The organism is Mesorhizobium sp. M0618 (assembly GCF_040320765.1).
GTDB lineage: Bacteria > Pseudomonadota > Alphaproteobacteria > Rhizobiales > Rhizobiaceae > Mesorhizobium.
This window is the reverse complement of sequence record NZ_JAMYQH010000002.1, coordinates 248,849-270,857: the sequence shown is the minus strand read 5'-3', so window position 1 is coordinate 270,857 and position 22,009 is coordinate 248,849. Positions and strand designations below refer to the sequence as shown.

21 protein-coding genes are annotated in these 22,009 nt (G+C 64.2%); 17 read left to right on the top strand and 4 right to left on the bottom strand.

Going from position 1 to position 22,009, the window contains the following annotated elements:
* Nucleotides 1-29: 29 nt before the first annotated feature.
* Genes NKJ04_RS03390 through NKJ04_RS03380 form a run of 3 tightly spaced genes read right to left on the bottom strand, consistent with a single transcriptional unit; the run spans nucleotide 30 to nucleotide 2,890 of the window.
* Nucleotides 30-512 (bottom strand): MarR family winged helix-turn-helix transcriptional regulator, encoded by a 483-nt coding sequence (locus NKJ04_RS03390; RefSeq protein ID WP_023811464.1) that lies wholly within the window; start codon nucleotides 510-512, stop codon nucleotides 30-32.
* Entirely contained in the window at nucleotides 512-2,083 is a 1,572-nt protein-coding gene (locus tag NKJ04_RS03385) for a phytoene desaturase family protein (RefSeq protein WP_352673517.1), read from the bottom strand. The genes NKJ04_RS03390 and NKJ04_RS03385 overlap by 1 nt, the downstream gene beginning before the upstream one ends.
* Before the next feature lie 15 nt (nucleotides 2,084-2,098).
* Nucleotides 2,099-2,890, bottom strand: coding sequence for a cyclase family protein (locus NKJ04_RS03380; protein ID WP_256745904.1), 792 nt, complete (start codon nucleotides 2,888-2,890; stop codon nucleotides 2,099-2,101).
* 119 nt (nucleotides 2,891-3,009) lie between these two features.
* Between NKJ04_RS03380 and NKJ04_RS03375 the strand changes: the two genes are divergently transcribed.
* The 13 genes from NKJ04_RS03375 (at nucleotide 3,010) to NKJ04_RS03315 (ending at nucleotide 17,158) form a co-directional block, all read left to right on the top strand.
* Nucleotides 3,010-4,584 carry a phytoene desaturase family protein gene (locus NKJ04_RS03375; RefSeq protein ID WP_352673515.1) on the top strand — a complete coding sequence of 525 codons (1,575 nt, stop codon included), beginning with the start codon at nucleotides 3,010-3,012 and terminating at the stop codon, nucleotides 4,582-4,584.
* Nucleotides 4,585-4,695: 111 nt separating this feature from the next.
* A complete protein-coding gene (locus NKJ04_RS03370) occupies nucleotides 4,696-6,225 on the top strand; it encodes an ABC transporter substrate-binding protein (RefSeq protein ID WP_352673514.1) in 1,530 nt (509 codons plus the stop codon).
* Nucleotides 6,226-6,445: 220 nt separating this feature from the next.
* A complete protein-coding gene (locus NKJ04_RS03365) occupies nucleotides 6,446-7,453 on the top strand; it encodes an ABC transporter permease (RefSeq protein ID WP_352673513.1) in 1,008 nt (335 codons plus the stop codon).
* Entirely contained in the window at nucleotides 7,446-8,294 is an 849-nt protein-coding gene (locus NKJ04_RS03360; protein WP_352673512.1) for an ABC transporter permease, read from the top strand. The genes NKJ04_RS03365 and NKJ04_RS03360 overlap by 8 nt, the downstream gene beginning before the upstream one ends.
* The gene (locus NKJ04_RS03355; protein WP_352551017.1) at nucleotides 8,291-9,169 is read left to right on the top strand and encodes an ABC transporter ATP-binding protein; all 879 of its coding nucleotides are present in this window, start codon (nucleotides 8,291-8,293) and stop codon (nucleotides 9,167-9,169) included. Before NKJ04_RS03360 ends, NKJ04_RS03355 begins: the two co-directional genes overlap by 4 nt.
* Nucleotides 9,162-9,998 carry an ATP-binding cassette domain-containing protein gene (locus NKJ04_RS03350; RefSeq protein ID WP_128305666.1) on the top strand — a complete coding sequence of 279 codons (837 nt, stop codon included), beginning with the start codon at nucleotides 9,162-9,164 and terminating at the stop codon, nucleotides 9,996-9,998. The genes NKJ04_RS03355 and NKJ04_RS03350 overlap by 8 nt, the downstream gene beginning before the upstream one ends.
* 77 nt (nucleotides 9,999-10,075) lie before the next feature.
* The gene (locus NKJ04_RS03345) at nucleotides 10,076-10,675 is read left to right on the top strand and encodes a VOC family protein (protein ID WP_352551021.1); all 600 of its coding nucleotides are present in this window, start codon (nucleotides 10,076-10,078) and stop codon (nucleotides 10,673-10,675) included.
* A 141-nt stretch (nucleotides 10,676-10,816) separates the two neighbouring features.
* Nucleotides 10,817-13,111: a bifunctional salicylyl-CoA 5-hydroxylase/oxidoreductase gene (locus NKJ04_RS03340; RefSeq protein WP_352631101.1), complete on the top strand. Its 2,295-nt coding sequence runs from the start codon at nucleotides 10,817-10,819 to the stop codon at nucleotides 13,109-13,111.
* 196 nt (nucleotides 13,112-13,307) lie between these two features.
* Complete coding sequence (locus NKJ04_RS03335) at nucleotides 13,308-14,066, top strand: SDR family NAD(P)-dependent oxidoreductase (RefSeq protein ID WP_352439695.1); 759 nt, start codon at nucleotides 13,308-13,310, stop codon at nucleotides 14,064-14,066.
* Nucleotides 14,060-14,530 carry a MarR family winged helix-turn-helix transcriptional regulator gene (locus NKJ04_RS03330; protein ID WP_023811475.1) on the top strand — a complete coding sequence of 157 codons (471 nt, stop codon included), beginning with the start codon at nucleotides 14,060-14,062 and terminating at the stop codon, nucleotides 14,528-14,530. Before NKJ04_RS03335 ends, NKJ04_RS03330 begins: the two co-directional genes overlap by 7 nt.
* Nucleotides 14,527-15,339: an enoyl-CoA hydratase family protein gene (locus NKJ04_RS03325; RefSeq protein ID WP_352439696.1), complete on the top strand. Its 813-nt coding sequence runs from the start codon at nucleotides 14,527-14,529 to the stop codon at nucleotides 15,337-15,339. Before NKJ04_RS03330 ends, NKJ04_RS03325 begins: the two co-directional genes overlap by 4 nt.
* A gap of 210 nt (nucleotides 15,340-15,549) precedes the next feature.
* Nucleotides 15,550-16,698 (top strand): acyl-CoA dehydrogenase family protein, encoded by a 1,149-nt coding sequence (locus NKJ04_RS03320; protein WP_352673511.1) that lies wholly within the window; start codon nucleotides 15,550-15,552, stop codon nucleotides 16,696-16,698.
* A gap of 64 nt (nucleotides 16,699-16,762) precedes the next feature.
* Nucleotides 16,763-17,158: a RidA family protein gene (locus NKJ04_RS03315; protein WP_023811478.1), complete on the top strand. Its 396-nt coding sequence runs from the start codon at nucleotides 16,763-16,765 to the stop codon at nucleotides 17,156-17,158.
* Between the two features lie 284 nt (nucleotides 17,159-17,442).
* On the opposite strand, the gene NKJ04_RS03310 is transcribed toward NKJ04_RS03315, so the two are convergent.
* Nucleotides 17,443-18,534 (bottom strand): LLM class flavin-dependent oxidoreductase, encoded by a 1,092-nt coding sequence (locus NKJ04_RS03310; protein WP_023811479.1) that lies wholly within the window; start codon nucleotides 18,532-18,534, stop codon nucleotides 17,443-17,445.
* 112 nt (nucleotides 18,535-18,646) lie between these two features.
* Here NKJ04_RS03310 and NKJ04_RS03305 point away from each other — a divergent pair, with 112 nt between their 5' ends.
* The 4 genes from NKJ04_RS03305 (at nucleotide 18,647) to NKJ04_RS03290 (ending at nucleotide 21,988) form a co-directional block, all read left to right on the top strand.
* Nucleotides 18,647-18,964, top strand: a complete 318-nt coding sequence (locus NKJ04_RS03305) for a hypothetical protein (RefSeq protein ID WP_164893002.1) — start codon at nucleotides 18,647-18,649, stop codon at nucleotides 18,962-18,964.
* A gap of 78 nt (nucleotides 18,965-19,042) precedes the next feature.
* Nucleotides 19,043-19,840, top strand: a complete 798-nt coding sequence (locus NKJ04_RS03300; protein WP_023811480.1) for an ABC transporter substrate-binding protein — start codon at nucleotides 19,043-19,045, stop codon at nucleotides 19,838-19,840.
* 152 nt (nucleotides 19,841-19,992) lie between these two features.
* Nucleotides 19,993-20,667: an amino acid ABC transporter permease gene (locus NKJ04_RS03295; protein WP_023811481.1), complete on the top strand. Its 675-nt coding sequence runs from the start codon at nucleotides 19,993-19,995 to the stop codon at nucleotides 20,665-20,667.
* A 46-nt stretch (nucleotides 20,668-20,713) separates the two neighbouring features.
* Entirely contained in the window at nucleotides 20,714-21,988 is a 1,275-nt protein-coding gene (locus tag NKJ04_RS03290) for a cysteine desulfurase-like protein (RefSeq protein ID WP_352673509.1), read from the top strand.
* The last annotated feature ends 21 nt before the right edge of the window (nucleotides 21,989-22,009 follow it).

Here is a 22,009-nt window from a genome sequence, read left to right as displayed (position 1 = left end):
GTACCGCCCGAGGCTGGCGACGCGTAGGTCTAGATGTCGTGCTTGCGAATGTTCTTCAGCATCTTCAAAAGCGTGGCGATAAGTGCGGAATATTCGGCGTCGTCGATATCGTCGAACATCGCCTCGAACGCGTCATGCATGGCCGGCCAGGCGCGCGCGAACTCGGCGCGGCCGTCGTCGGTCAGGAACACGTGGCGGATGCGGCTGTCGGTGACGCCCTGTTCGCGTCGTACCAGGCCCTGGCCCTCCAGCGAGTCGAGCGTCCGGCTCAAGGTCGACTGCTCGATGACCGTATAGACCGAGAGGTCGTTGACGGTGATGCCGTCGGTGACCGACAGCACGGCCAGCGTGCGCACCTGCGGAATGGTCAGGCCCTGCTTGCGGAAATCGTCGCGCAAGGTGGCGTTGTAGCGGCCCATGATGCGGTTCATCAGATAGGGCGCGAATTGCTGCAGGCCGATCTGCCCCAGGGTCGAAATGCGCTGGCGCTTCTCGGTGACCTTCTCTTCCATCACAGCCTCCCCGCAAGGAGAAAGCCGGAACCGCCGCCAAGGCCGGCCCCCGGGTGGGTCGAGGCGCCGATATGGTAGAGGCCCTTGATGCCGGTCTGATGGTTGCGGCTGCTCTTGAACGGCCGCCACAGGAACGACTGGTCGATGGTCGAGGAACCGCCATAGGGGTCGCCACCGACCAGGTTGATGTTCATCGCCTCGAGATCGGCCGGCGAATAGGCACGGCGCGCGATCACGCTGGCCTTGAAGCCCTCGATATGGCCGGCGAGGATGGCCTCGGCGCGATCGGCATAGGCTTCGCGTAGCGCAACGGTCCACTGCCCGTCTGCAGGTGCCTGCAGCTTGCCGGCTGCGTCACCCTTGATGTGGCGAGGCGCCTCGGGCAGTTGCAGCCACAGGATCGCCTTGCCTTCGGGGCAGCGCGACGGATCGAGCGCATGCGGCTGGCCGGCACAGATGGTCGGCACCTCCGGCAGCATGCCGCGCGCCGCCTCGTTGCAGGCTTTCGAGACGCCATCCAGTCCCGGCGTCAGATGCAGCAGCGCCACCTTGTCCAGGCCTTCGCCCCGCCATGCGGGCGGTTTGTCCAAGGCGTAGTGGATCTGGAAATTGCCTTTCCCATAACGGTACTTTTGCGTCGCCTCAACATCGGCTTTGGGTGCATCCGCGCCAAGCAGCCTGCCATAGAGCTGCGTCGGTGTAACCGAGCAGATGACGCCCTTGTTGGCCGTGATTGTCTCGCCCGAGGCCAGCCGCACGCCGCTTGCCCGGCCATTGCTTTGAACGATCGAAGTGACGTCGGCGCCGGTGCGGATGTCGCCGCCGCGTTCCCGGATCAAAGCCTCGAAGGCCGCCAGCAGGTTTTTTGCCCCGCCCTTGACGATCGGCGCGCCCGCCGCCTCAAGCGCGAAGGCGATAACCCTGGCGATCTGGCCGGAAAAGGCGTCTTCGGGGCCGAGCCCGGCATGCAGCACCCAGGGCGCCCACAGCGCGCGAATGGTTTCGGACTGGTAGGTGCTTTCCAGCCAGCCGCGCGCCGGCACCAGTGCCTCGCCGAGAAAGGCGGCAAGGCCACGCGGGCCACGGCGCCAGGCATCGCCGGCCAGCAGCCTGGCGGTCGGATAGGACCACAAGCTGCCGCCGAGCAGGCCGAACAGCAGGCCGGCATTGCGCTCGATGCCGCCGACATCATCCGCGTGCCGGTCACCGTCGCCTGCCGCGATCGCATTGAGGGCCGCGACGTTGGCGGCACGGTCGGTGCTGAGCACGGCATGGCTGCCGTCCGGCCGCAGCACGCCGGTCGGCGTGCCCGTGTGGCAGAACTCCAGCCCGTGCCGTGCAAGGTCGGCGCCCAGCGCCGCAAAGGCCGGCGAGGTGATGAACAGCACGAAGGTCGTCGCCATCACATCATGGATGAAGCCGGGCGCGGTGATCTCCTCGGTGCGCATGCAACCGCCAATGCGGTCGTTGCGCTCCAGGACGAGCACACGCGCCCCTTTGCCGCCGAGCATCGCCGCGCAGACCAGCGCGTTGATGCCGCTGCCGACGATGATGTGATCCGGCTGGGTCACGGCAAACGCTTTCGCTTAGCCCTTCGACACCAGCGCCAGCGCGCGGATCGGGCTGCCGGTGCCATGTTCGATCTTGAGCGGCGCCGCGATCAGGATGGCGCCCTTCGGCGGCAGCTGGTCGAGGTTGCAGAGGCTGGCGAGACCGTAGCGGTTGGCCTTGTGCATCAGCGTGTGCGCCGGGAATGGCGGCTCCATGCCGCCGGCCTTGCCGGCATCGGTGCCGATCGTCTCCGAGCCCCAGCCCTTGATGTCCTTGCTGATCAGGAACTGGATGGCTTCGGCCGTCGGGCCGGGCGTGTGCGGGCCGGTCTCGTTGGCGTTGAGGAACTCGGCTTCCGAGCCGTTGCGCTTGTACCAGTCGGTCCGCATCACCACCCATTCGCCGGCATTGATCGCGCCATGCTCGGCTTCCCAGGCCTTGATGTGGTCGACGGTGAGCAGGAAATCGTGGTCGGCGGCGGCTTCCTTCGAACAGTCGATGACATTGACCGGGCCGACGAAATTCTGCGCCGGAATGGTGTCGGTGGCGCCGTCCGGATAATCCTTGCCGGAGATCCAATGCTGCGGTGCGTCGAAATGCGTGCCCGAATGCTCGCCGAGCTTCAGCCAGTTCCAGGCCCACCACGGACCGTTCTTGTCGTAACGGGAAATGTTGTGGATCTCGACCTTCGGCGTGTCGACGGCGAGTTCCGGCGGCAGCTTGATCAACGGCGTGTCCGGCCCGAGCGGCGCCGACAGGTCGACCACCTTGATGGCTCCTGAAAGAAGCTGGCCGGCGACCTCGCCGAGGAGTTTTTGCGTGTCCATGGTCTGAAGTTCCCTCTTTCGTGTGATGATCAAGGCTCGTCTCGGCCCTTAATATCCTACTAGACGAAAACATATGCATCTGCAATTATCTTTAAGCATAAAGGAAATGGGGACGAGGCGTGAGCGAGTTCGACGCCATCTTTGTCGGGGCGGGCCACAACAGTCTGGCATGCGCCGCGCATTTGGCGCTCAAAGGCTGGAAAACCGGGATTTTCGAGCGTAACGCAGCGATCGGCGGCGCCGTCCAGACGCGCGAATTCACCCTTCCCGGCTTCCGCCACGATTTCGGCGCGATGAATCTGAGCCTGTTCGCCGGCTCGGCCTTCCACCGGAAATATGCAAATGAATTGAAAGCGCAGGGGCTGGAGTTCGCGCCCGTTGCCGACTGTTTTGCCAGCGCGTTCCCGGACGGACGCTGGTTCGGCGTCAGCAACGATATGGAAAAGACCACTGCGCGCATGGCCGCCTTCTCCGCCACTGACGCCACGACATGGCGCAGGCTGGTCGCCGCCTTCCCGGCGGAGGCCGAACATCTGTTCCGGCTGCTGGGTTCGCCGATGAGCGCCCGCGCGCTTGCCGGCACGGCGTGGAACCTGTGGCGCAAGAAGGGCATGTCTGGGGCGCTCGATACGGGCCGCCTGCTGTTGTCCTCGCCCCGCGCCTGGCTGGAGGAGAATTTCGAGTCGCCGCATATCAGGGCAACGCTCGCCACCTGGGGCATGCATCTCGACTTCGCACCCGACATCGCCGGCGGCGCCGTGTTCCCCTATCTGGAATCGATGGCCAACCAGAGTTTCGGCATGGTGCTGGGCAAGGGCGGCGCCGACACCATCATCCGGGCCATCTCGGGCATGGTGACCTCCGCCGGCGGCAAGGTCGTCACCGATGCCGAAGTGGCCGAGATCACGGTTTCCGCCGGCAAGGCGACCGGCGTGCGGCTCGCTTCGGGCGAGACGCATACCGCCACCAAAGCGGTCATTGCCAGCGTCGCGCCCAAGGCGCTGACCGGCAAGCTGCTGCCCAATGGTTCGGGTAACGCCGGCTTCGACACGGCGATGCAAAAGTTCCGCCACGCGCCGGGCACGATGATGATCCATCTGGCGCTCGACGATCTGCCGGACTGGCGTGCCGGAGCGGAGCTTCGGCAGTTCGCCTATGTGCATCTGTCGCCCTCGCTCGAAGCCATGTCGCGCACCTATCAGCAGGCAATGGCGGGCATGCTGCCGGACGAGCCGGTGCTGGTCGTCGGCCAGCCGACGGCGATCGACCCCTCGCGAGCGCCTGAGGGAAAGCATGTGCTGTGGGTGCAAGTGCGCATGTTGCCCGCCGAAATCCTGGGCGATGCCGCCGGCAAGATCGCACCGGACCATTGGGACAAGGTGAAGGAAACCTATGCCGAGCGTGTGCTCGACATCATCGAGACCTATGCGCCCGGCCTGCGCAACAAGATCCTCGACCGCGCCGTCTTCTCGCCCATCGATCTCGAGCGCGAGAACCCGAACCTCGTCGGTGGCGACCAGGTCTGCGGCAGCCATCATCTGGCGCAGAACTTTTTATTCCGCCCGGCGCGCGGCTATGCCGGCTGGAACACGCCGGTGGCGCATCTGCACCTCACCGGAGCCGCTACATGGCCGGGCGCCGGCACCGGTGCGGCGTCGGGCTTCATGCTCGCACAACAGCTTGGCGGGAGGTAGGAGCCGGAGATTTCCTTAAGGCTACGAGGGGCAAGGCGCTGCTGCCCAAGAAGCCTGAACCAATGACCTAAGACGCCGCGCGCAGAAACAAAACCAACAAGGGGAACGACCATGACAATCAACAGACGTGAATTGCTGGGATACAGCGCCGCGGCACTCGGGGTGGCCGCCGTCGGCCTGCCGCCGATCGCCAAGGCGGCTGCCGGCGAACTGACCATCGCCTACAACGTCAACCTGCCATCCTGGGATCCAACCACCGGCCCCTCGGCCGTCAACCCGACCATCCAGGGGCTTTACCAGTCGGTGTTCGACCAGTTCATTCCGCAGAAGCCCGATTTGTCCTTCGCGCCGGGCCTGCTGACCGAATGGGGCTGGAACGACGACCGCACCAAGATCACGATGACGGTGCGCGAAGGCGTGACCTGGCATGACGGCTCGCCGTTCACGCCAGAGGACGTTGTCTGGTCGCTGCAGCGGGCAGGCGACGAAAAGACCGGCAACCCTATCCAGTTCGTCTGGAAGAACGTCAACAATTTCAAGATCGACGGCAACAAGATCACCGGCGACGTCGTGCAGTTCGACCCGGTCTATTTCAAATGGATGTCGTTCCTGACCGGCTACATCATGCCGAAAGCCTACTACGAAAAGGTCGGCGCCGAAGGTTTCGAGAAGGCGCCGATCGGCACCGGCCCCTACATGGTGGAAAAGTTCGAGCGCAACGCCTTCCTGCGGCTCAAGGCAAACCCGAACTATTGGGGCGGCAAGCCGGCCTTCGAGAATGTCACGATCAAGTTCGTCGCCGATGCGGCAAGCCGCGTCGCCGAGATCGAATCCGGCTCCTCGCAGGTGACGCTCGAAATCCCCTATGAGGAGTATGACCGGCTGATCGCCAAGGACGGGCTGGCCGGCTCGTGCAAGAACGTTTCCGACATCGGCATGATCTTCTTCAACGACATCGAGGCGATGCTGGACAAGAACGTCCGCCAGGCCGCCGTGATGGCCGTCGACAAGAAGCTGCTGGTCGATCGCCTGCTGCGCGGCTACGGCCAGCCGATCGATACGCTGGAAACGCCGGAATACGCATCCTACGACGCGTCGATCAAGGTCGAGCACAATCCGGAAAAGGCCAAGGAATTGCTGGCCGCTTCCGGCTATTCGCCGGAAAAGCCGGTCAAGTTCACCATCCAGACGACCAAGGGCTTCAAACCCAAGGACTATGAGATGGTCCAGGCGATCGTCGGCATGTGGCGCAAGGTTGGCATTGAGGCGACGATCGAAGTCTACGAGATCGCCAAGCACTACGAACTGCGCGCCGCCGACAAGCTGGCGCCGGCGGCCTTCTACAATTGGGGCAATGCCATCGGCGATCCGACCACCTCGACCGGCTTTGCCATGTACGGCCCGAGCCCGCATTCGGTGTGGGACAGCCAGGATTTGATCGACATGATCAATCCGCTGTGGGGCGAAAAGGACGAGGCCAAGCGCATCGCCGGCTGGAAGGCGGTCGACAAATACATCGCCGAGCAGGCCTATGTGCTGCCGCTGATGCAGTATGCGCAGCCGATCGTGCATGCCAAGGGCGTCAATGTGGTGCAGCATGTGTCCGGCGCGCTGCTGCCGGCCCTGATGACCCCGGCCTGACCGATATGGGAAGGCACGCTGTCGTGAGGTAGCGTGTCTTCTTTAACGACGCAGGCCCTCTCATCCGGCCCTTCGGGCCACCTTCTCCCCGCTGGGGAGAAGAGACTTGGCTCAGCCGTCGGCGACCTCTTCTCCCCTCGGGGAGAAGGTGGCCGCGAAGCGGCCGGATGAGGGGGCTGTTCGTTCCATCAGCCACCGAACGCAGTAGGCCTACGCCGGAATGCTCCTACAAAGATTCCTGATCCGTCTGCTGACGATGCTGATCACGCTGTTCGGCGTGGCCGTCGTCGTCTTTGTCGTGATCCGCGTCGCGCCCGGCGATCCTATCGCCATGATGCTGCCGCCCGGCGCGACGGATGCCGACCTCGCCCGGCTGCGGGCGCTCTATGGGCTCGACAAGACCATCGTGCAACAATTCTTCATTTGGCTGTCGGGCGTCGCCAGGGGCGATTTCGGCACCTCGATCTCGCTCAGGCAAGATGTGCTCGGCCTCGTCTTCAACCGGCTGCCGGCGACGCTGGAACTCGCCATCGTCGCGCTTGTGATGGCGGTGGCGCTCGGCGGCACGACGGCAATCATCGGCGCGCGCGAGCGCGGCACGGCGGTCGAGGCCGGCATCGACATCGCCAGCGGCGCGGCGCTCTCCATTCCCGACTTCCTGTGGGGCCTGGTGCTGATCCTGCTGTTCGGCGTGCTGGTGCCGATCTTCGACATTTCCGGCCGGGTGTCGCCGCAGCTCGACCTGCCTTTCGTCACCCAGTTCTATCTGTTCGAGAGCCTGTTGCGCCTGCGCCTCGACCTGACCTGGGACCTCCTGAAGCACATGCTGATGCCGGCGGTGGCGCTGGCGCTGCCGCTGGCGGCAATCATCTCGCAGCTGTTGAAACAGTCGCTGAAGGAAGTGCTCGACCTCGACTATGTCGTGCTGGCTCGGGTGAAGGGGTTCTCGGAAACGCAGGTCATCCTGCGCGAGGCGCTGAAGAACGCCGCGCTGCCAACGCTGACGCTGGTCGGTGTGCAGTTCACCTTTCTCATTGGCGGCACGGTCATCGTCGAACGGCTGTTTTCTTATGAAGGCCTCGGCAACATGGCGATCGACGCCGTCATCAACCGCGACCTGCCTTTGATTCAAGGCATCGTGCTGGTCTTCGCGCTGCTGTTCGTGCTGATCAACCTCAGCGTCGACATGATGTACGCGCTGCTCAATCCGAGGCTACGCCATGGATGAGGGTCGTGCTCAAAGGCGAGGTGTGTCGCCACGTTTGTGGCTTGCCGGCTGCTGGCTGCTGCTGGCGCTGCTGGCCGCGATCTTCGCACCGCTGGTCGGGCCGCAGGACCCACTGGCGCAGGATTTGATGCTGGAACGGCTGCCGCCATTCTGGATGAATGGCGCCGAACCCGGCTATTGGCTCGGCACCGACAGCCTCGGCCGCGATCTGTTGTCGAGGCTGATCTTCGGCGGCCGCATCGCCTTCATCGTCGCCTTTTCCGCAGCCATCGCTGCGTGCCTGGTCGGTTCGACGCTCGGCCTGATCGCAGGCTATTTCGGCGGTTGGGCCGACCGCATCATCTCGCGCGTCGTCGATGTCTGGATGGCGTTTCCGCCGGTGCTGTTCGCCATATTGCTCGTGGCGGTGCTTGGCACGGGTTTGAGTTCCGTCATCCTGGCCATCGCCATCATCGACTGGACGCGTTTTTGCCGGGTGATCCGTGCCGAGACGATGGGTCAGTCGCGCATGGACTATGTCGAGAACGCCCGCATCGCCGGCTATGGCCGCATCGGCATCATGCTGCGCGAAGTGCTGCCCAATGTGGTGCCGTCGATCGTCGCATTGCTGTCGCTGGAAATGGGCATCGCCGTCATCGTCGAGGCGATCCTGTCCTTCGTCAATCTGTCGATCTCGACCGACGATCCGACCTGGGGCGGCATCATCGCCGAGGGCCGGCTGTCGATCCATCAGGCCTGGTGGGTGCTGGTGTTCCCGCTGATCACGCTGATCCTGACCGTGCTGTCGTTCAGCCAGTTCGGCGAGGCGCTGAAGACGCGTTTCGATCCGGTGCTGCGATGAGCGGCTGTCTCGACATCAGGGATCTGAGCGCGGTGCTGCCCAACGGCCAGCGCGTGCTGCGATCGGTGTCGCTTGCGGTCCAGCCCGGTGAAGTCCGCGCGCTGGTCGGCGAAAGCGGCGCCGGCAAGACGATGATCGGCAAGGCGGTGCTCGGCGTCCTGCCTTCGAGTGTGCGCATTGTCGAAGGCGACATGCGGCTTGAAGGCGAAGACCTCGGCAAGCTTCCGCCCAAGGCACGGCGCACGCTGATCGGGGCACGCACGGCGCTGATCCCGCAGGACCCGCTGACAGCGCTTAACCCGTCGCGCCGCGTCGGCTCGCAGATGACTGACCGGCTGGTGCGCATCCTCGGCTGGAGTGGCGAGAGGGCCGATACCCGCATTCGGCAATTGCTGGACGAGGTGCAAATCCGCGATCCCGACCGTGTGCTGAAAAGCTATCCGCACGAACTGTCAGGCGGCATGCGCCAGCGCGTGCTGATCGCCGCCGCCTTCGCCGCGGAGCCAAGGCTGATCGTCGCCGACGAGCCGACCACGGCTCTCGATGTGACCGTACAAAAACAGATCCTGCGGCTGATCGTGCAGTTGCAGCGCGAGCACGGCACGGCGATCCTGTTCGTCACCCATGACCTCGGCGTCGTCGCCAAGATCAGCCAGAAGGTATCGGTGCTCTATGCCGGCAAGGTGGTGGAGGAGGCCGAGACCGCAGCGCTCTTCGCCGCGCCGCAGCACCCCTATACACGAGCGCTGATGGCGGCGACGCCGCGCTACACCGATCCTTTCGCCTCGCTGAAGCCGGTGGACGAGGCGGTTCTGGCCGGGCTTGCTTCGGAGATCGCTGCCGCCGACCAAGCCTGGAGGCGGTCGCATGGTTGAACCGTTGTTCTCCGTGCGCGGGCTGAAGGTCGCGCTGCCCGACATGACGCGCAAGCCACTGATCGGCCGCGCGCCCTTGGTCGAAATTCTGAAGGGCCTGGATTTTGACCTTCCCAGGGGCTCGGTGACCGGCATTGTCGGCGAATCCGGTTCGGGCAAGTCGACGCTCGGCCGCGCGCTGGTGCGCCTGCTGGAGCCCAGCGCCGGCAGCATAACTTTCGAGGGCCGCGACATCACGCATCTGCCGGAGGCGGAACTGCGGCCACTGCGGCGCAATCTGCAGATGATTTTCCAAGATCCGATGTCGTCGCTCAACCCGCGCCGCACCATTGCAAGCATTATCGCCGCGCCACTCAAGCAAAATGGCCTCGGCGACAATCTCAAGGCGCGCGTCGCTGAGGCGCTGCAGCGTGTCGGCCTGCCGCAAAGTTTCGCCAGCCGCTATCGCCACGAATTGTCGGGCGGCCAGCGCCAGCGCGTCGGCATTGCGCGGGCGCTGGCGCTGTCGCCGAAATTCGTGCTGGCCGACGAGATCGTCTCAGGGCTCGACGTGTCGACGCAAGCGCAGATCCTGACGCTGCTGGAAAAGCTGGCGGCGGAAATGGGGCTGACCGTCGCTTTCATCAGCCACGATCTGTCGGTCATCCGGCGGCTGTGCCGGCAAGTGATCGTCATGCGCGAAGGCGTGATCGTCGAAGCGAGCGCCACCGACGCCTTGTTCGACAAGCCGCAGCAGGCCTACACGCGCGATCTCATCGCGGCCATTCCGCTGCCCGAGATCGATGCGAGCTGGCTGGACATTCCTTCCGCCGCCAAGGCGCCGACATGAATGCATACGCACGCCGAAGAGCGGGCCTCGGGCGTGCGACCAAAAGACCCAAGTCCCGCCAAATGGAGAGGACTGACATGAAGACCACTATCGCAATTGCAACGCTGGCCGCCGCGATGCTCGGCAGCGCCGGCATGGCCTCGGCGGATTCGATCCCGGGCATGCGCGGCCACGACCACACCGGCATCACCGTTCCCGACATGAAGCAAGCGGTCGACTTCTTCACCGAAGTGGTCGGCTGCAAGAAGGCGATGTCGTTCGGTCCGTTCGCCGACGACAAGGGCACCTTCATGCAGGATCTCCTGGGCGTCGACCCGAAGGCGGTGATCGAAGAGGTCACCATGGTCCGCTGCGGCTATGGATCGAACATAGAGCTGTTCAAATACACAGCACCGGACCAGAAGGACCTGACGCCGAAGAACAGCGACATTGGCGGCTTCCACATAGCCTTCTATGTCGACGACGTCGCTGCCGCCAAAGCCTATCTCGAAGGCAAGGGCGTCAAGACGCGGATGGGGCCGCTGCCGGTCAAGGAAGGGCCGGCTGCCGGCCAGACCATCCTCTATTTCCAGGCGCCGTGGGGGCTGCAACTGGAAGCGATCAGTTATCCCGACGGAATGGCCTATGAGAAGGACGCCGAGACGGTGCTGTGGAGCCCGAAGAACCCGGAAAATTGATCCGGCAGCGCGCTTGCGTGATGACACGCAGGCGCGCTTTCGCCATGTCAGGACAATCGTTTTGATATAAAACTTTAAGCTTGAAATATCTTGTCGCCGGCGCGATACTGAACTCCAGCAAGCGAAGAGGAGATCGCAGACATGAAGGTTGCGGTTCTCGGCGGCGGACCAGCCGGCCTCTACTTTGCCATTTCGATGAAGCTGAGGGACGCCGCGCATGATGTGACGGTGTTCGAGCGCAACCGCGCCGACGACACGTTCGGCTGGGGCGTCGTGCTTTCGGCCGAGACGCTCGACAATCTGTCGAAAAACGACCCGGTCAGCGCCGTCTGGATCAAGAAGCACTTTGCCTACTGGGACGACATCGCCGTCATCCATGACGGCGTGCGCACGGTCTCGTCAGGTCATGGTTTCTGCGGCATCGGCCGCAAGCGGCTGCTGGTCCTGCTGCAGCGCCGGGCGCGCGAACTCGGCGTCAAGCTGATGTTCGAGACCGACATCGCAGATCCCAAGCCCTACATGGCGACGCATGATCTGGTCGTCGCGGCCGACGGCCTGAACTCCAGGGCGCGCAACAGTTTCGTCGACATCTTCAAGCCCGACATCGACACCCGCAAATGCAAGTTCGTCTGGCTCGGCACCAACCAGAAGTTCGACGACGCCTTCACCTTCATCTTCGAGAAGACCGAGCATGGCTGGGTGTGGGCGCACGCCTACCAGTTCGACAGCGACACCGCGACGTTCATCGTCGAGTGCAGCGAACAGACCTGGGCTGCCTTCGGCTTCGGTGCGATGTCGCAGCAGGAATCGATCGCCGTTTGTGAGCGGATCTTCGAAAAACATCTCGGCGGCCACGCGCTGATGACCAACGCCAACCACATCCGTGGTTCCGCCTGGATCAATTTTCCGCGCGTGCTGTGCGAGCGCTGGTCCTACAAGAATCTGGCACTGATGGGCGATGCGGCGGCATCCGCGCATTTCTCGATCGGCTCCGGCACCAAGCTGGCACTGGAAAGTGCTGTGGCGCTGGCCGAATATGTCGAAACCGAGCCGGACCTGGACGCCGCCTTCCGTAGATATGAGGATGCCCGCCGCACCGAGGTGCTGAAGCTGCAATCGGCGGCGCGCAATTCGCTGGAATGGTTCGAGGAGGTCGAGCGCTATCTCGGCCTCGATCCGGTGCAGTTCAACTATTCGCTATTGACCCGCTCGCAGCGCATCAGCCACGAGAATTTGCGGCTGCGCGATGCCGAATGGCTTGAAAGCGCGGAAGAATGGTTCCAGCGCCAGGCAGGCGCCGGCGGCAACAGCCTGCGCCGCGCGCCGATGTTCGCCCCGTTCAAGCTGCGCGACATGAGGCTGCAGAACCGCGTCGTCGTCTCGCCGATGGCGCAGTACAAGGCCGTCGACGGCTGTCCGACCGACTGGCATTTCACCCACTATGCCGAGCGGGCCAAGGGCGGCGCCGGGCTCATCTATATCGAGATGACCTGCGTCAGTCCGGAAGGGCGGATCACGCCCGGTTGTCCCGGTTTCTACGCGCCCGAACATGAGGTGGCGTGGAAGCGGCTGGTCGACTTCGTCCACACCGAGACCGAAGCGAAGATCTGCGCCCAGATCGGCCATTCCGGCGCCAAGGGCTCGACCCGGCTTGGCTGGGAGGGCACCGACGTGCCGCTGACCTCCGGCAACTGGCCTATCATGGCGGCCTCGGCCGTTGCCTGGTCGCCTGAGAACCAGGTGCCGAGGGCGATGGACCGTGCCGACATGGACCGGGTGCGTGACGAATTCGTGGCTTCGGCGGAAATGGCCGGTCGCTGCGGCTTCGACATGCTCGAGATCCACGCCGCGCACGGCTATCTCTTGTCGTCCTTCATCACCCCGGTCACCAACCGGCGCACGGATGCCTATGGCGGTTCGCTGGAGAACCGCATGCGCTATCCCCTCGAAATCTTCCGCGCGGTGCGCGCCGCCTGGCCGGCGGAAAAACCGATCTCGATGCGCATTTCGGCCAATGACTGGGTCGGCATCGAAGGTGTGACGCCAGCCGATGCGGTCGAGATCGCCCGGCTGCTGCATGAGGCCGGCGTCGACATTTGCGACGTCTCGGCCGGCCAGACCTCGGCACTGGCGAAGCCGGTCTATGGCCGCATGTTCCAGACGCCGTTTTCCGACCGCATCCGCAACGAGGTCGGCATGGCCACCATGGCGGTCGGCAACATCTACGAGCCGGACCATGTCAACTCGATCCTGATGGCCGGCCGCGCCGATCTGGTGGCGCTGGCACGGCCGCATCTCGCCGATCCCTACTGGACGCTGCATGCGGCGGTGACGCTCGGCGACCGCGGTGTCAAATGGCCGGACCCCTATCTGCCCGGACGCGACCAGCTCTACCGGCTGGCCGAGCGCGACGCCGCAGCGGGGCTGAAAGTATGAGTGTTTTTCGTTTGCCACGTCAGCGCTATACCCCCACCCCTAACCCCTCCCCACAAGGGGGAGGGGGACCAAGTCACCGTCGGCTCTGGAACCGCAGAAGTTTACAACGGATGGGTGCTGCCGCTGCCTTCTCCCTCCCCCTTGTGCGGAGGGTTAGGGGTGGGGGTACTTGGCGCCAAGTTTCGAGGATTGGCGCATGATCGCGGGCAAGCATGCGCTGGTCACAGGCGGCGGCTCCGGCGTCGGCCGGGCCATCGCGCTGGCGCTGGCTGCTGCCGGCATCGACGTGACCATCTGCGGCCGCCGGGAACCGGAGCTCACTGAGGTGGCCGGCGAGAACGACCGCATCTTCGGCATTGTCGCCGATGTCACCGACGAGGCGGCAATGGCGGCGCTCTACGAGAGGGCGCAAGCCGCGCGTGGCCCCTTCGACATCGTCGTCGCCAATGCCGGCATGGCCGGCAGCGCCCCGGCGCACAAAACCACCCTTACCGACTGGCAGCGAACACTCGACGTCAATTTGACCGGCGCCTTCCTGACGGTGAAGCCGGCGCTGGCCGGCATGGCCGCGCGGAAAACGGGACGAATTGTTTTCATCGCCTCGACCGCCGGCCTGAAAGGCTACGCCTACGTCGCGTCTTACGTCGCCGCCAAGCATGGCGTCATCGGCCTGATGCGGGCTCTTGCCGCCGAAACAGTGAAATCCGGCGTCACCGTCAACGCGGTGTGCCCAGGCTTTGTGGAAACCGAAATGCTGGAAGAGTCCATCCAGCGCATCATCGAGAAGACCGGCCGCTCGGTCGAGCAAGCGCGGTCAAGCCTCGCCTCGACCAACCCGCAAGGCCGCTTCATCCAGCCGGATGAGGTCGCCGCGGCTGTGCTGTGGCTCTGCGGCGACGCCGCCCAGTCGATAACGGGACAGGCGATTTCCATCTCAGGAGGCGAAACATGGTAGCCGGCCCCCTGCCCGCGCCGTCGGGACCCGGCAAGGACCGCTTGCGTCTGTGGATCAGGCTGCTGCGCGCCTCACGCACGATCGAGGCCGAGTTGCGCGAGCGGCTGAAGAAGGAGTTCAACACCACGCTGCCGCGCTTCGACGTGATGGCCGCCCTCTATCGCGCGCCGGAAGGCATGCTGATGAGCGACCTGTCGCGTTTCCTGCTGGTCTCCAACGGCAATGTCACGGGCATCGTCGACCGGCTGGTTTCGGAAGGACTTGTCGCCCGCGCGAGGCGCAATGGCGACCGCCGCACGTCGATGGTGCGGCTGACCGAGGAAGGCACGCAGGCCTTCGCCACCATCGCCGCGGCGCATGAAGGCTGGATCGGTGAATTGCTGGGCAAGGTCAGCGAGGACGACGCGCGCCGGCTGACCGGCATGCTGACCTCGTTCCGCAGCAACTGGGAGGGACGCGAATGACCGCAATGGCCGGACGCAAGCCGAAGCATTTCCTCTGGGAGGTCGAGGGCAGGATCGCAAAGATCCGGCTCGACCGGCCCGAGCGCAAGAACCCGCTGACCTTCGACAGCTATGCGGAACTCCGCGACACATTCCGCGACCTCGTCTATGCCGATGACGTCGACGCCGTGGTGTTCCTGTCCAATGGCGGCAATTTCTGCTCCGGCGGCGATGTCCACGACATCATCGGCCCGCTGGTCAAGATGGACATGAAGCAGCTTCTCGCCTTCACCCGCATGACCGGCGATTTCGTCAAGGCGATGCTGAATTGCGGCAAGCCGATCATTGCGGCGGTCGACGGCGTCGCGGTCGGCGCCGGCGCCATCATTGCGATGAGCTCCGATATCCGCATCGCCACGCCGGAAGCCAAGACCGCGTTCCTGTTCACCCGCGTCGGCCTCGCCGGCTGCGACATGGGCGCCTGCGCGATCCTGCCGCGCATCATCGGCCAGGGCCGCGCCGCCGAACTGCTCTACACCGGCCGCACCATGACGGCGGCGGAAGGCGAACGCTGGGGTTTCTACAACCGGCTGGTCGATGCCGCCTCGCTGGAGGCCGACGCGCTCGATATGGCGGCGCGCATCGTCTCCGGCCCGACCTTTGCGCACGGCATCACCAAGACGCAGCTCAACCAGGAATGGTCGATGGGTCTCGACCAGGCGATCGAGGCGGAAGCGCAGGCGCAAGCGATCTGCATGCAGACCCGCGACTTCGAGCGCGCCTACAAGGCGTTCGTGGCCAAGGAAAAGCCGGTGTTCGAGGGGGATTGAGGATGAGCGGTTTGCGCCCAGGCACCCCCCTCTGCCCTGCCGGGCATCTCCCCCGCAAGGGGGGAGATCAGCGGCTTCGTTGGCAGCGCCCATACTGCAATTTTGGAGATTGGCGAAAGCCAAAACAACGTCCGATCTCCCCCCTTGCGGGGGAGATGCCCGGCAGGGCAGAGGGGGGTGTGAAGGATCGCTGCGCGGAAGGAGGCGCCCATGCCTGACCGTTCCTTCCTCTCCTGGCCGTTCTTCGAAGACCACCACCGCCAGCTTGCCGAGCGCCTCGAGGCATGGTGCGCTAAAAACCTGCCAGTCGATCACCATGATGTCGACGCCGCCTGCCGCGAGCTGGTCAGCAAGCTCGGCAGGGACGGCTGGCTGAAGCCGACGGCGCTCGACACGGACAATCCTGGCCCCCTCGACGTCCGCACTTTGTGCATCACGCGCGAGACACTCGCCCGTCATGACGGGTTGGCCGATTTCGCCTTCGCCATGCAGGGGCTCGGCACCGGCGCGCTCAGCCTGTTCGGCACGCCGCAACAGCAGCAATGGCTTTCGAAGACGCGCGCTGGCAAGGCGATATCAGCCTTTGCCCTGTCGGAGCCGCGCTCGGGATCGGATGTGGCCAACACGGAGATGACGGCGATCCGCGACGGCGACAGCTACGTCTTGTCCGGCGAGAAGACGTGGATCTCCAATGGCGGCATCGCCGACCTCTATGTCGTCTTTGCCCGCACCGGCGAGGCGCCGGGCGCCAAGGGGCTTTCCGCCTTCCTCGTGCCTGGCGACGCCAGGGGCCTTGGCATCGCCGAACGGCTGGAAGTAATCGCGCCGCATCCGCTGGCGCGGCTGTCTTTCGACCAGGTCCGCCTGCCGGCCGCCGCACTGATCGGCAAACCGGGCGATGGCTTCCGCATCGCCATGTCGGTGCTCGACGTGTTCCGTTCGACCGTCGGCGCGGCGGCGCTTGGCTTTGCCCGCCGCGCACTGGACGAGAGCATCAAACGCGTGGCGGAGCGCAAACTGTTCGGCGCCCCGATGGCCGAATTGCAGATGGTGCAGGGGCATATCGCCGATATGGCGCTCGACGTCGATGCGGCGGCGCTTCTGGTCTACCGCGCTGCGTGGACCAAGGACATGGGGGCCGCGCGGGTCACACGCGAGGCGGCGATGGCCAAGCTGTTTGCCACCGACAAGGCGCAAGAGGTGATCGACAAGGCTGTGCAGCTGCATGGCGGCGACGGTGTCCGCAAGGGCCACATCATCGAAAGCCTGTATCGCGAGATCCGCGCGCTGCGCATCTACGAGGGTGCCTCCGACGTGCAGAAGGTGGTGATCGCGCGGCAGGTGATGGGCGCGGCCTGACGGCAGAGATTTTGACGAGCGTTCGATTTTGAAAATTGGGTTTTGGAATACCGGGAGGTTTTGAATGCACAGGATTCTGCAGCCCGAAGGCTGGGCAAAACCTGTCGGCTACGCCAATGGCGTCGCCGCGCGCGGGCAGCTCGTCTTCGTCGGCGGACAGGTCGGCTGGAACGGGCAATGCCAGTTCGAGACCGACGATTTTGTCGGCCAGGTGCGGCAAACGCTTCAGAACATCGTGGCGGTGCTGGCCGAGGCCGGTGCCGGACCGCAGCACATCACCTCGATGACCTGGTATTTTACCGACAAGGCCGAATACCTAGCCAACCTCAGGGGCATCGGCGAGGCCTATCGCGAGGTCATCGGCCGGCATTTTCCGGCGATGGCCGCCATGCAGGTGGTGGCGCTGGTCGAAGACCGGGCCAAGGTGGAGATCCAGGCGACTGCCGTTATTCCGGAATAGGGAATTCGTTCGTCCGGAGTAAACGCCCATTACTTCGTCATCCACGGGCGAAGCAAGGAGCGAAGCGACGCGGCGCAGACCCGAGGATCCATGCCGGGACTCCAAAGCGTCACCACGGTCCAGAATTCTGCACCGCTGCACACTCCACGGCCGAAGTCGCGGCATGGATCCCAGGGTCTCCGCGACGGAGCTGCGCTCCTGCTTCGCCCAGGGATGACGACGTTGGGGAGGGCTTCGGCTAATTCCGAATATCCGCGATGATCCACCGCAACTGATCACCACTACTATGCGCGAAGCCCCGCCTTCCGCAAAATCGGCAGCACGTGATCGCAGAAATAGGGCAACTCCCTGGTGTAATTGACGAAGGACAGCGCGATGCCCTGGTAGCCATGCCCGGCAATGGCGACCATGTCGGCGGCGATCGTTTCCGGCGTTCCGATCAGCGGGTAGGTGCCGGCGCCGCCGGCGAAACGCTGCCGGTAGCGGTCATAGGCGTGCGGGTCGTGCGACTGCGAGAATTCCTTCTTGCCGGCCATGTGGGCATCGACGGCGTCGTGGTCGGCCATATGGACCGCATAGCGCGTGTAATATGCCCGCGCCTCTTCCATCGTCGGGCGGCAGACGACATGCGCCACGGTGTAGACGCCGACATCACGGCCCACCTTGTCTGCCCGCTCGCTGATGTCGGCGACATGTTTGCCGGCATCGCCCATTTCGGAAAAGGTCGTGAACAGATAGTCGCATCTCGCGGCGGCGAAATCGCGGCCGGGCCCGCCGAAAGCGGCGTTCATGGTCACCGGGCGCGGCACCTGCAGACTGGCCGGACGGCTGACGGCTTCCTTGAGGCGGTAGTAGGTGCCCTCATAGTCGAGCGGGTCGGGCGAGGCATAAAGCTTTTCGAGGATTTCGATCCATTCCGCTGCCTGGTCGTAGCCCTTCTCGACCAGAGGCGTGCCGAACATGCCGAATTCCTTCGGATTCCAGCCGCAGACGATATTCAGGCCGGCGCGACCCTGGCTGATGTGGTCGACCGTCGCCAGCGCCTTGGCGGCATAGAGCGGATGCACCAGCGGCACATGCACGGTCATGAACAGGCCGATCTGCTCGGTGGCCATGGCAAGGGCCGCCGCCCAGGTGAAGGTCTCGAACGACCATTCCCGCACCTTGTTGCGGCCGCCAAAACCGCGCCAGCGGGCGATCGGCAGCATGAACTCCAGCCCGGCACGGTCGGCGATCTGGGCTGCGGTCAGATTGTCCTGCCAGCTTGCCGTCCAGCGTTCAGGCACATCGGTTATGGCCAGCCCGCCATCGGCATTGGTCGAAAAGACCCCCAGCTTCAATCTGTTCGGGCCGTGCAAGGGGTGTGGTTTGTTCATGTCGCGACCTCCCGGCGAGAGAGCACACGCTAGGCCCGCGCGGAGATATTTCAAGCCTGAAATAGCTTCGCGTCGCCATCGCTCGCGGGTATCGGTTCCAGCGGGCCGCACCGTGTCGGCCACGCAACGGACACCGCAGCTTTTTAAGCTTAAAACTTTCGCCTTGAAAAGCGCCGCACTTTGGATAAGCATTCCAGAGTCGATGGCGATTGCCGTGCCGGACGGGCTTGCCGGCCAGTCCATCGTGCAGACCAGTTCATCGTGCCGGCCAGTCCATCGTGGGTGCTCCGGGTGGGAGTCTCAGTTCTTGTCGTTCATACTGCCCCAGTCATCATCCAATGCGCGCCATGCCTTCGATGAAGTGCGCGCGCAGATCCGCGATCTGCAACACAAAACGTCGCCAACCATGACCGCATGGTCGCTGCCATGAATTGACGTCCTGCGTGAAGCGGGGCGGCAAAAAACCGTGCGGGAGCAACCCGCCCGATCAACAACAGAGGGAACACAAATGAGCTTCACGCGCCGCAAATTGCTTCTTCTTGCCGCCGCCGTCGGCATCGCCGCCGGCCCCGCCACCGCCTATGCCGCCGATGTGCTCAATGTCGGCGCCTATCCGACCAACCCGCCCTTCGAATTCAAGAACGAGAGCGGCACCTTCGAAGGCTTTGAAGTCGACATCGTCAACGAAGCCGCCAAGCGCATCGGCATGACCACCGACATCGCCGATCTCGGCTTCCAGGCGCTGTTTGCCGCCACCACGTCGAAGCGCATCGACGTCGCCATCTCGTCGATCACCATCACGGCCGAGCGGCTGAAGTCGCAGTCGTTCACGCAGCCCTATTATGATTCCGACATGGGCATTGCCACCAAGGCCGACAGCCCGATCAAGGCCGAGGCCGACCTCAAGGGCAAGATCGTCGGCGTGCTGTCCGGCTCGACCGGTGAAACCTGGGTCAAGGCACATCAGGAAGCCGGCGGCTTCAGCGACGTGAAGGGTTACGACACGCAGCAGAATTTGCTGCTCGACCTCAGCGCCGGCCGCGTCGATGCCGCCGTCAGCGACATTCCAGGCATGGAGTATTCCTTCACCAAGATGAAGGACCTGGTCGTCAAGGAGCGCATCAAGACCGGCGAACAATACGGCCTGATGATGAGCAAGGACCACCCGCTGCTCGGCAAGCTGAACGACGCGCTGAGCGCTATGAAGAAGGACGGCACGCTGGCCGCCATCCACAAGAAGTGGTTCGGCAGCGACGCGCCCGCCGACTCTTCGACCATGAAGGAAATGCCGCTGCCGAAGGCCTGAGCTGAAAGCTGCGCTGACATCGTGCCGGCTTTCCAGGCCGGCACGATTCATTTCATGCGCCAGCGCCGGCTTCCGCGCAGACCGTCTCGCCATTGGCGAGGTCGATTGGTTTTAACCTGAGCATCCTTGCTCTCGGGTTCGGGAACGCTCCCATGTCGCTGCTGGATACCTTCTTCAATCCCGATGTCATCATGTCCAGCCTGCCGGCGCTGCTGCGCGGCTTCCTGAACACGCTGCTGCTCGGCATTTTGAGCATCGGCATCGGCATCCCCATCGGCCTGGGGATCAGCCTGGTGCGGCTCTATGCGCCGAAGCCGCTGCGGTGGCTGGCGGTCGGCTACACCGACATCTTCCGCGCCCTGCCGGTGCTGGTCGTGCTGATCCTGATCTACTATGCACTGCCGTTCCTCGGCATACGCCTGTCGTCCTGGGCCTCCGCCGTGACTGCTTTCGCCTTCATCATGTCGGCCTACTCGGCGGAGGTGTTCCGCTCCGGCATCGAGAGCATCCCGCGCGGCCAGTTCGAGGCGTCGCAGGCGCTTGGCCTGCCGTTCCTGCTGACCTTGCGCAAGGTGGTGCTGCCGCAAGCGATCCGCGTCGTCATCCCGCCGATGACCAGCAACTGCGTCTCGATGTTCAAGGACACTTCGCTCGCCTCCACCGTGGCGCTGCCGGAACTCTTGAAGGAAGCGACCAACGCGCAGTCGCTCTACGCCAACCCCTCGCCGCTGATCGGCGCAGCGCTTGTCTACCTCATCTTCCTCTGGCCGATGGTCCGCCTCGTCAGCCTGCTTGAAGAGCGCTTCAAGACCGAAAAGAAGCGCTGACCTCCACTACCTGATCCCCGCTCAAGTCCTTTGCAGGAGCCTACCCGTGAACAAGCATCAAACCGACAATGCAAACGCCACCGCGTTCCCCGTCGACGCCATCCGCGCCATGTTTCCAGCCTTGCAGCGGGCTGGCGACTTCATCTTTTTGGACAACGCCGCCGGCGCGCAGATCCCGCAAAGCGTGCTCGACGCGGTGACCAACCATCTGGTTTCGCACAATGTGCAGCGCGGCGGCCGCTATGGCCGCAGCGTCACCGTCGACCAGTCGGTCGCCGATGCTCGGACAAGCGTAGCGCTGCTCATCAACGCCTATAGCCCGGCGGAAATCTGCTTCGGCATGAACGCCACCTCGTTCATCCGCCTGGTCAGCCTCGGTATCGGTCAGATGCTTGAGGAGCGTGACGAGATCGTCATCACCGACATGGACCACGACGCCAACATCGCGACCTGGCTGGCGCTGGAATCCGCCGGTGCGAAATTCAAATGGTGGCGGATGCGCGAGGACGGTAATCTGCATGTCGACGATCTGCGCCCGCTGGTTTCCGACCGCACCCGTCTCGTCGCCTGCACGGTCACCGCGCACTCGATCGGCTCGATCGTCGATGTCGCCGCGGTGGCCAAGATCGCGCACGCGGCCGGCGCCGAAGTGTTCCTCGACTGCGTGCATTACGGACCGCACGGGCTGATCGACGTGCAGGCCTGGGACTGCGACTATCTCGTCTGCTCCGGCTACAAGAATTTCTCGCCGCATATGGGCTTCCTCTGGGGTCGTTTCGAAACGCTGAAACGGCTGCCGACCTTCCGCGAGGATTTCATCCCCAACGAGCCGCCCTACAAGGTCGAGGCAGGCACGTTCATCTACGAGAACGTCTCCGGCATGGATGCCGCCGTGCAGTACCTGGAACTGATCGGCCGCAATCTCGCACCCTCCAACAACCGCTCGCGGCGCGACAACATCGTTGCCGGCATGGGCGCCATCCGCGACTACGAATTGGTGCTGGCGCGCGAGATGCTTGCGGTGCTGAAAGGTTGCGGCGCGACCATCTATGGCGTCGCAGACGAGGCCCGCATCACCGAACGCGTGCCGACGTTCTGCTTCAACATCGGCACACTGTCGCCGCAGCGGATCGTCGAAGAGATGGCCGAGATGCAGATCGGCATCCGCGACGGCCACATGTATGCGCCGCGGCTGATGAAGCGCCTCAACCTATCGATGGACAGCGGCGCCATCCGCGCCTCACTGGTCCACTACAACACAGTCGAGGAAGTCCGGCGCTTCGGCGAAGCGCTACGCAGCATCATCGCCAAGCTGTCCTGAGCGAGCTGAATGCTACGGCCT

Excerpts from the sequence above, each read along its gene's own strand:
- NKJ04_RS03390 (WP_023811464.1), bottom strand. The coding sequence starts at position 512 with ATGGAAGAGAAGGTCACCGAGAAGCGCCAGCGCATTTCGACCCTGGGG.
- NKJ04_RS03380 (WP_256745904.1), bottom strand. The coding sequence starts at position 2,890 with ATGGACACGCAAAAACTCCTCGGCGAGGTCGCCGGCCAGCTTCTTTCA.
- NKJ04_RS03370 (WP_352673514.1), top strand. The coding sequence starts at position 4,696 with ATGACAATCAACAGACGTGAATTGCTGGGATACAGCGCCGCGGCACTC.
- NKJ04_RS03365 (WP_352673513.1), top strand. The coding sequence starts at position 6,446 with ATGCTCCTACAAAGATTCCTGATCCGTCTGCTGACGATGCTGATCACG.
- NKJ04_RS03360 (WP_352673512.1), top strand. The coding sequence starts at position 7,446 with ATGGATGAGGGTCGTGCTCAAAGGCGAGGTGTGTCGCCACGTTTGTGG.
- NKJ04_RS03355 (WP_352551017.1), top strand. The coding sequence starts at position 8,291 with ATGAGCGGCTGTCTCGACATCAGGGATCTGAGCGCGGTGCTGCCCAAC.
- NKJ04_RS03350 (WP_128305666.1), top strand. The coding sequence starts at position 9,162 with ATGGTTGAACCGTTGTTCTCCGTGCGCGGGCTGAAGGTCGCGCTGCCC.
- NKJ04_RS03345 (WP_352551021.1), top strand. The coding sequence starts at position 10,076 with ATGAAGACCACTATCGCAATTGCAACGCTGGCCGCCGCGATGCTCGGC.
- NKJ04_RS03340 (WP_352631101.1), top strand. The coding sequence starts at position 10,817 with ATGAAGGTTGCGGTTCTCGGCGGCGGACCAGCCGGCCTCTACTTTGCC.
- NKJ04_RS03335 (WP_352439695.1), top strand. The coding sequence starts at position 13,308 with ATGATCGCGGGCAAGCATGCGCTGGTCACAGGCGGCGGCTCCGGCGTC.
- NKJ04_RS03330 (WP_023811475.1), top strand. The coding sequence starts at position 14,060 with ATGGTAGCCGGCCCCCTGCCCGCGCCGTCGGGACCCGGCAAGGACCGC.
- NKJ04_RS03325 (WP_352439696.1), top strand. The coding sequence starts at position 14,527 with ATGACCGCAATGGCCGGACGCAAGCCGAAGCATTTCCTCTGGGAGGTC.
- NKJ04_RS03320 (WP_352673511.1), top strand. The coding sequence starts at position 15,550 with ATGCCTGACCGTTCCTTCCTCTCCTGGCCGTTCTTCGAAGACCACCAC.
- NKJ04_RS03315 (WP_023811478.1), top strand. The coding sequence starts at position 16,763 with ATGCACAGGATTCTGCAGCCCGAAGGCTGGGCAAAACCTGTCGGCTAC.
- NKJ04_RS03310 (WP_023811479.1), bottom strand. The coding sequence starts at position 18,534 with ATGAACAAACCACACCCCTTGCACGGCCCGAACAGATTGAAGCTGGGG.
- NKJ04_RS03300 (WP_023811480.1), top strand. The coding sequence starts at position 19,043 with ATGAGCTTCACGCGCCGCAAATTGCTTCTTCTTGCCGCCGCCGTCGGC.
- NKJ04_RS03295 (WP_023811481.1), top strand. The coding sequence starts at position 19,993 with ATGTCGCTGCTGGATACCTTCTTCAATCCCGATGTCATCATGTCCAGC.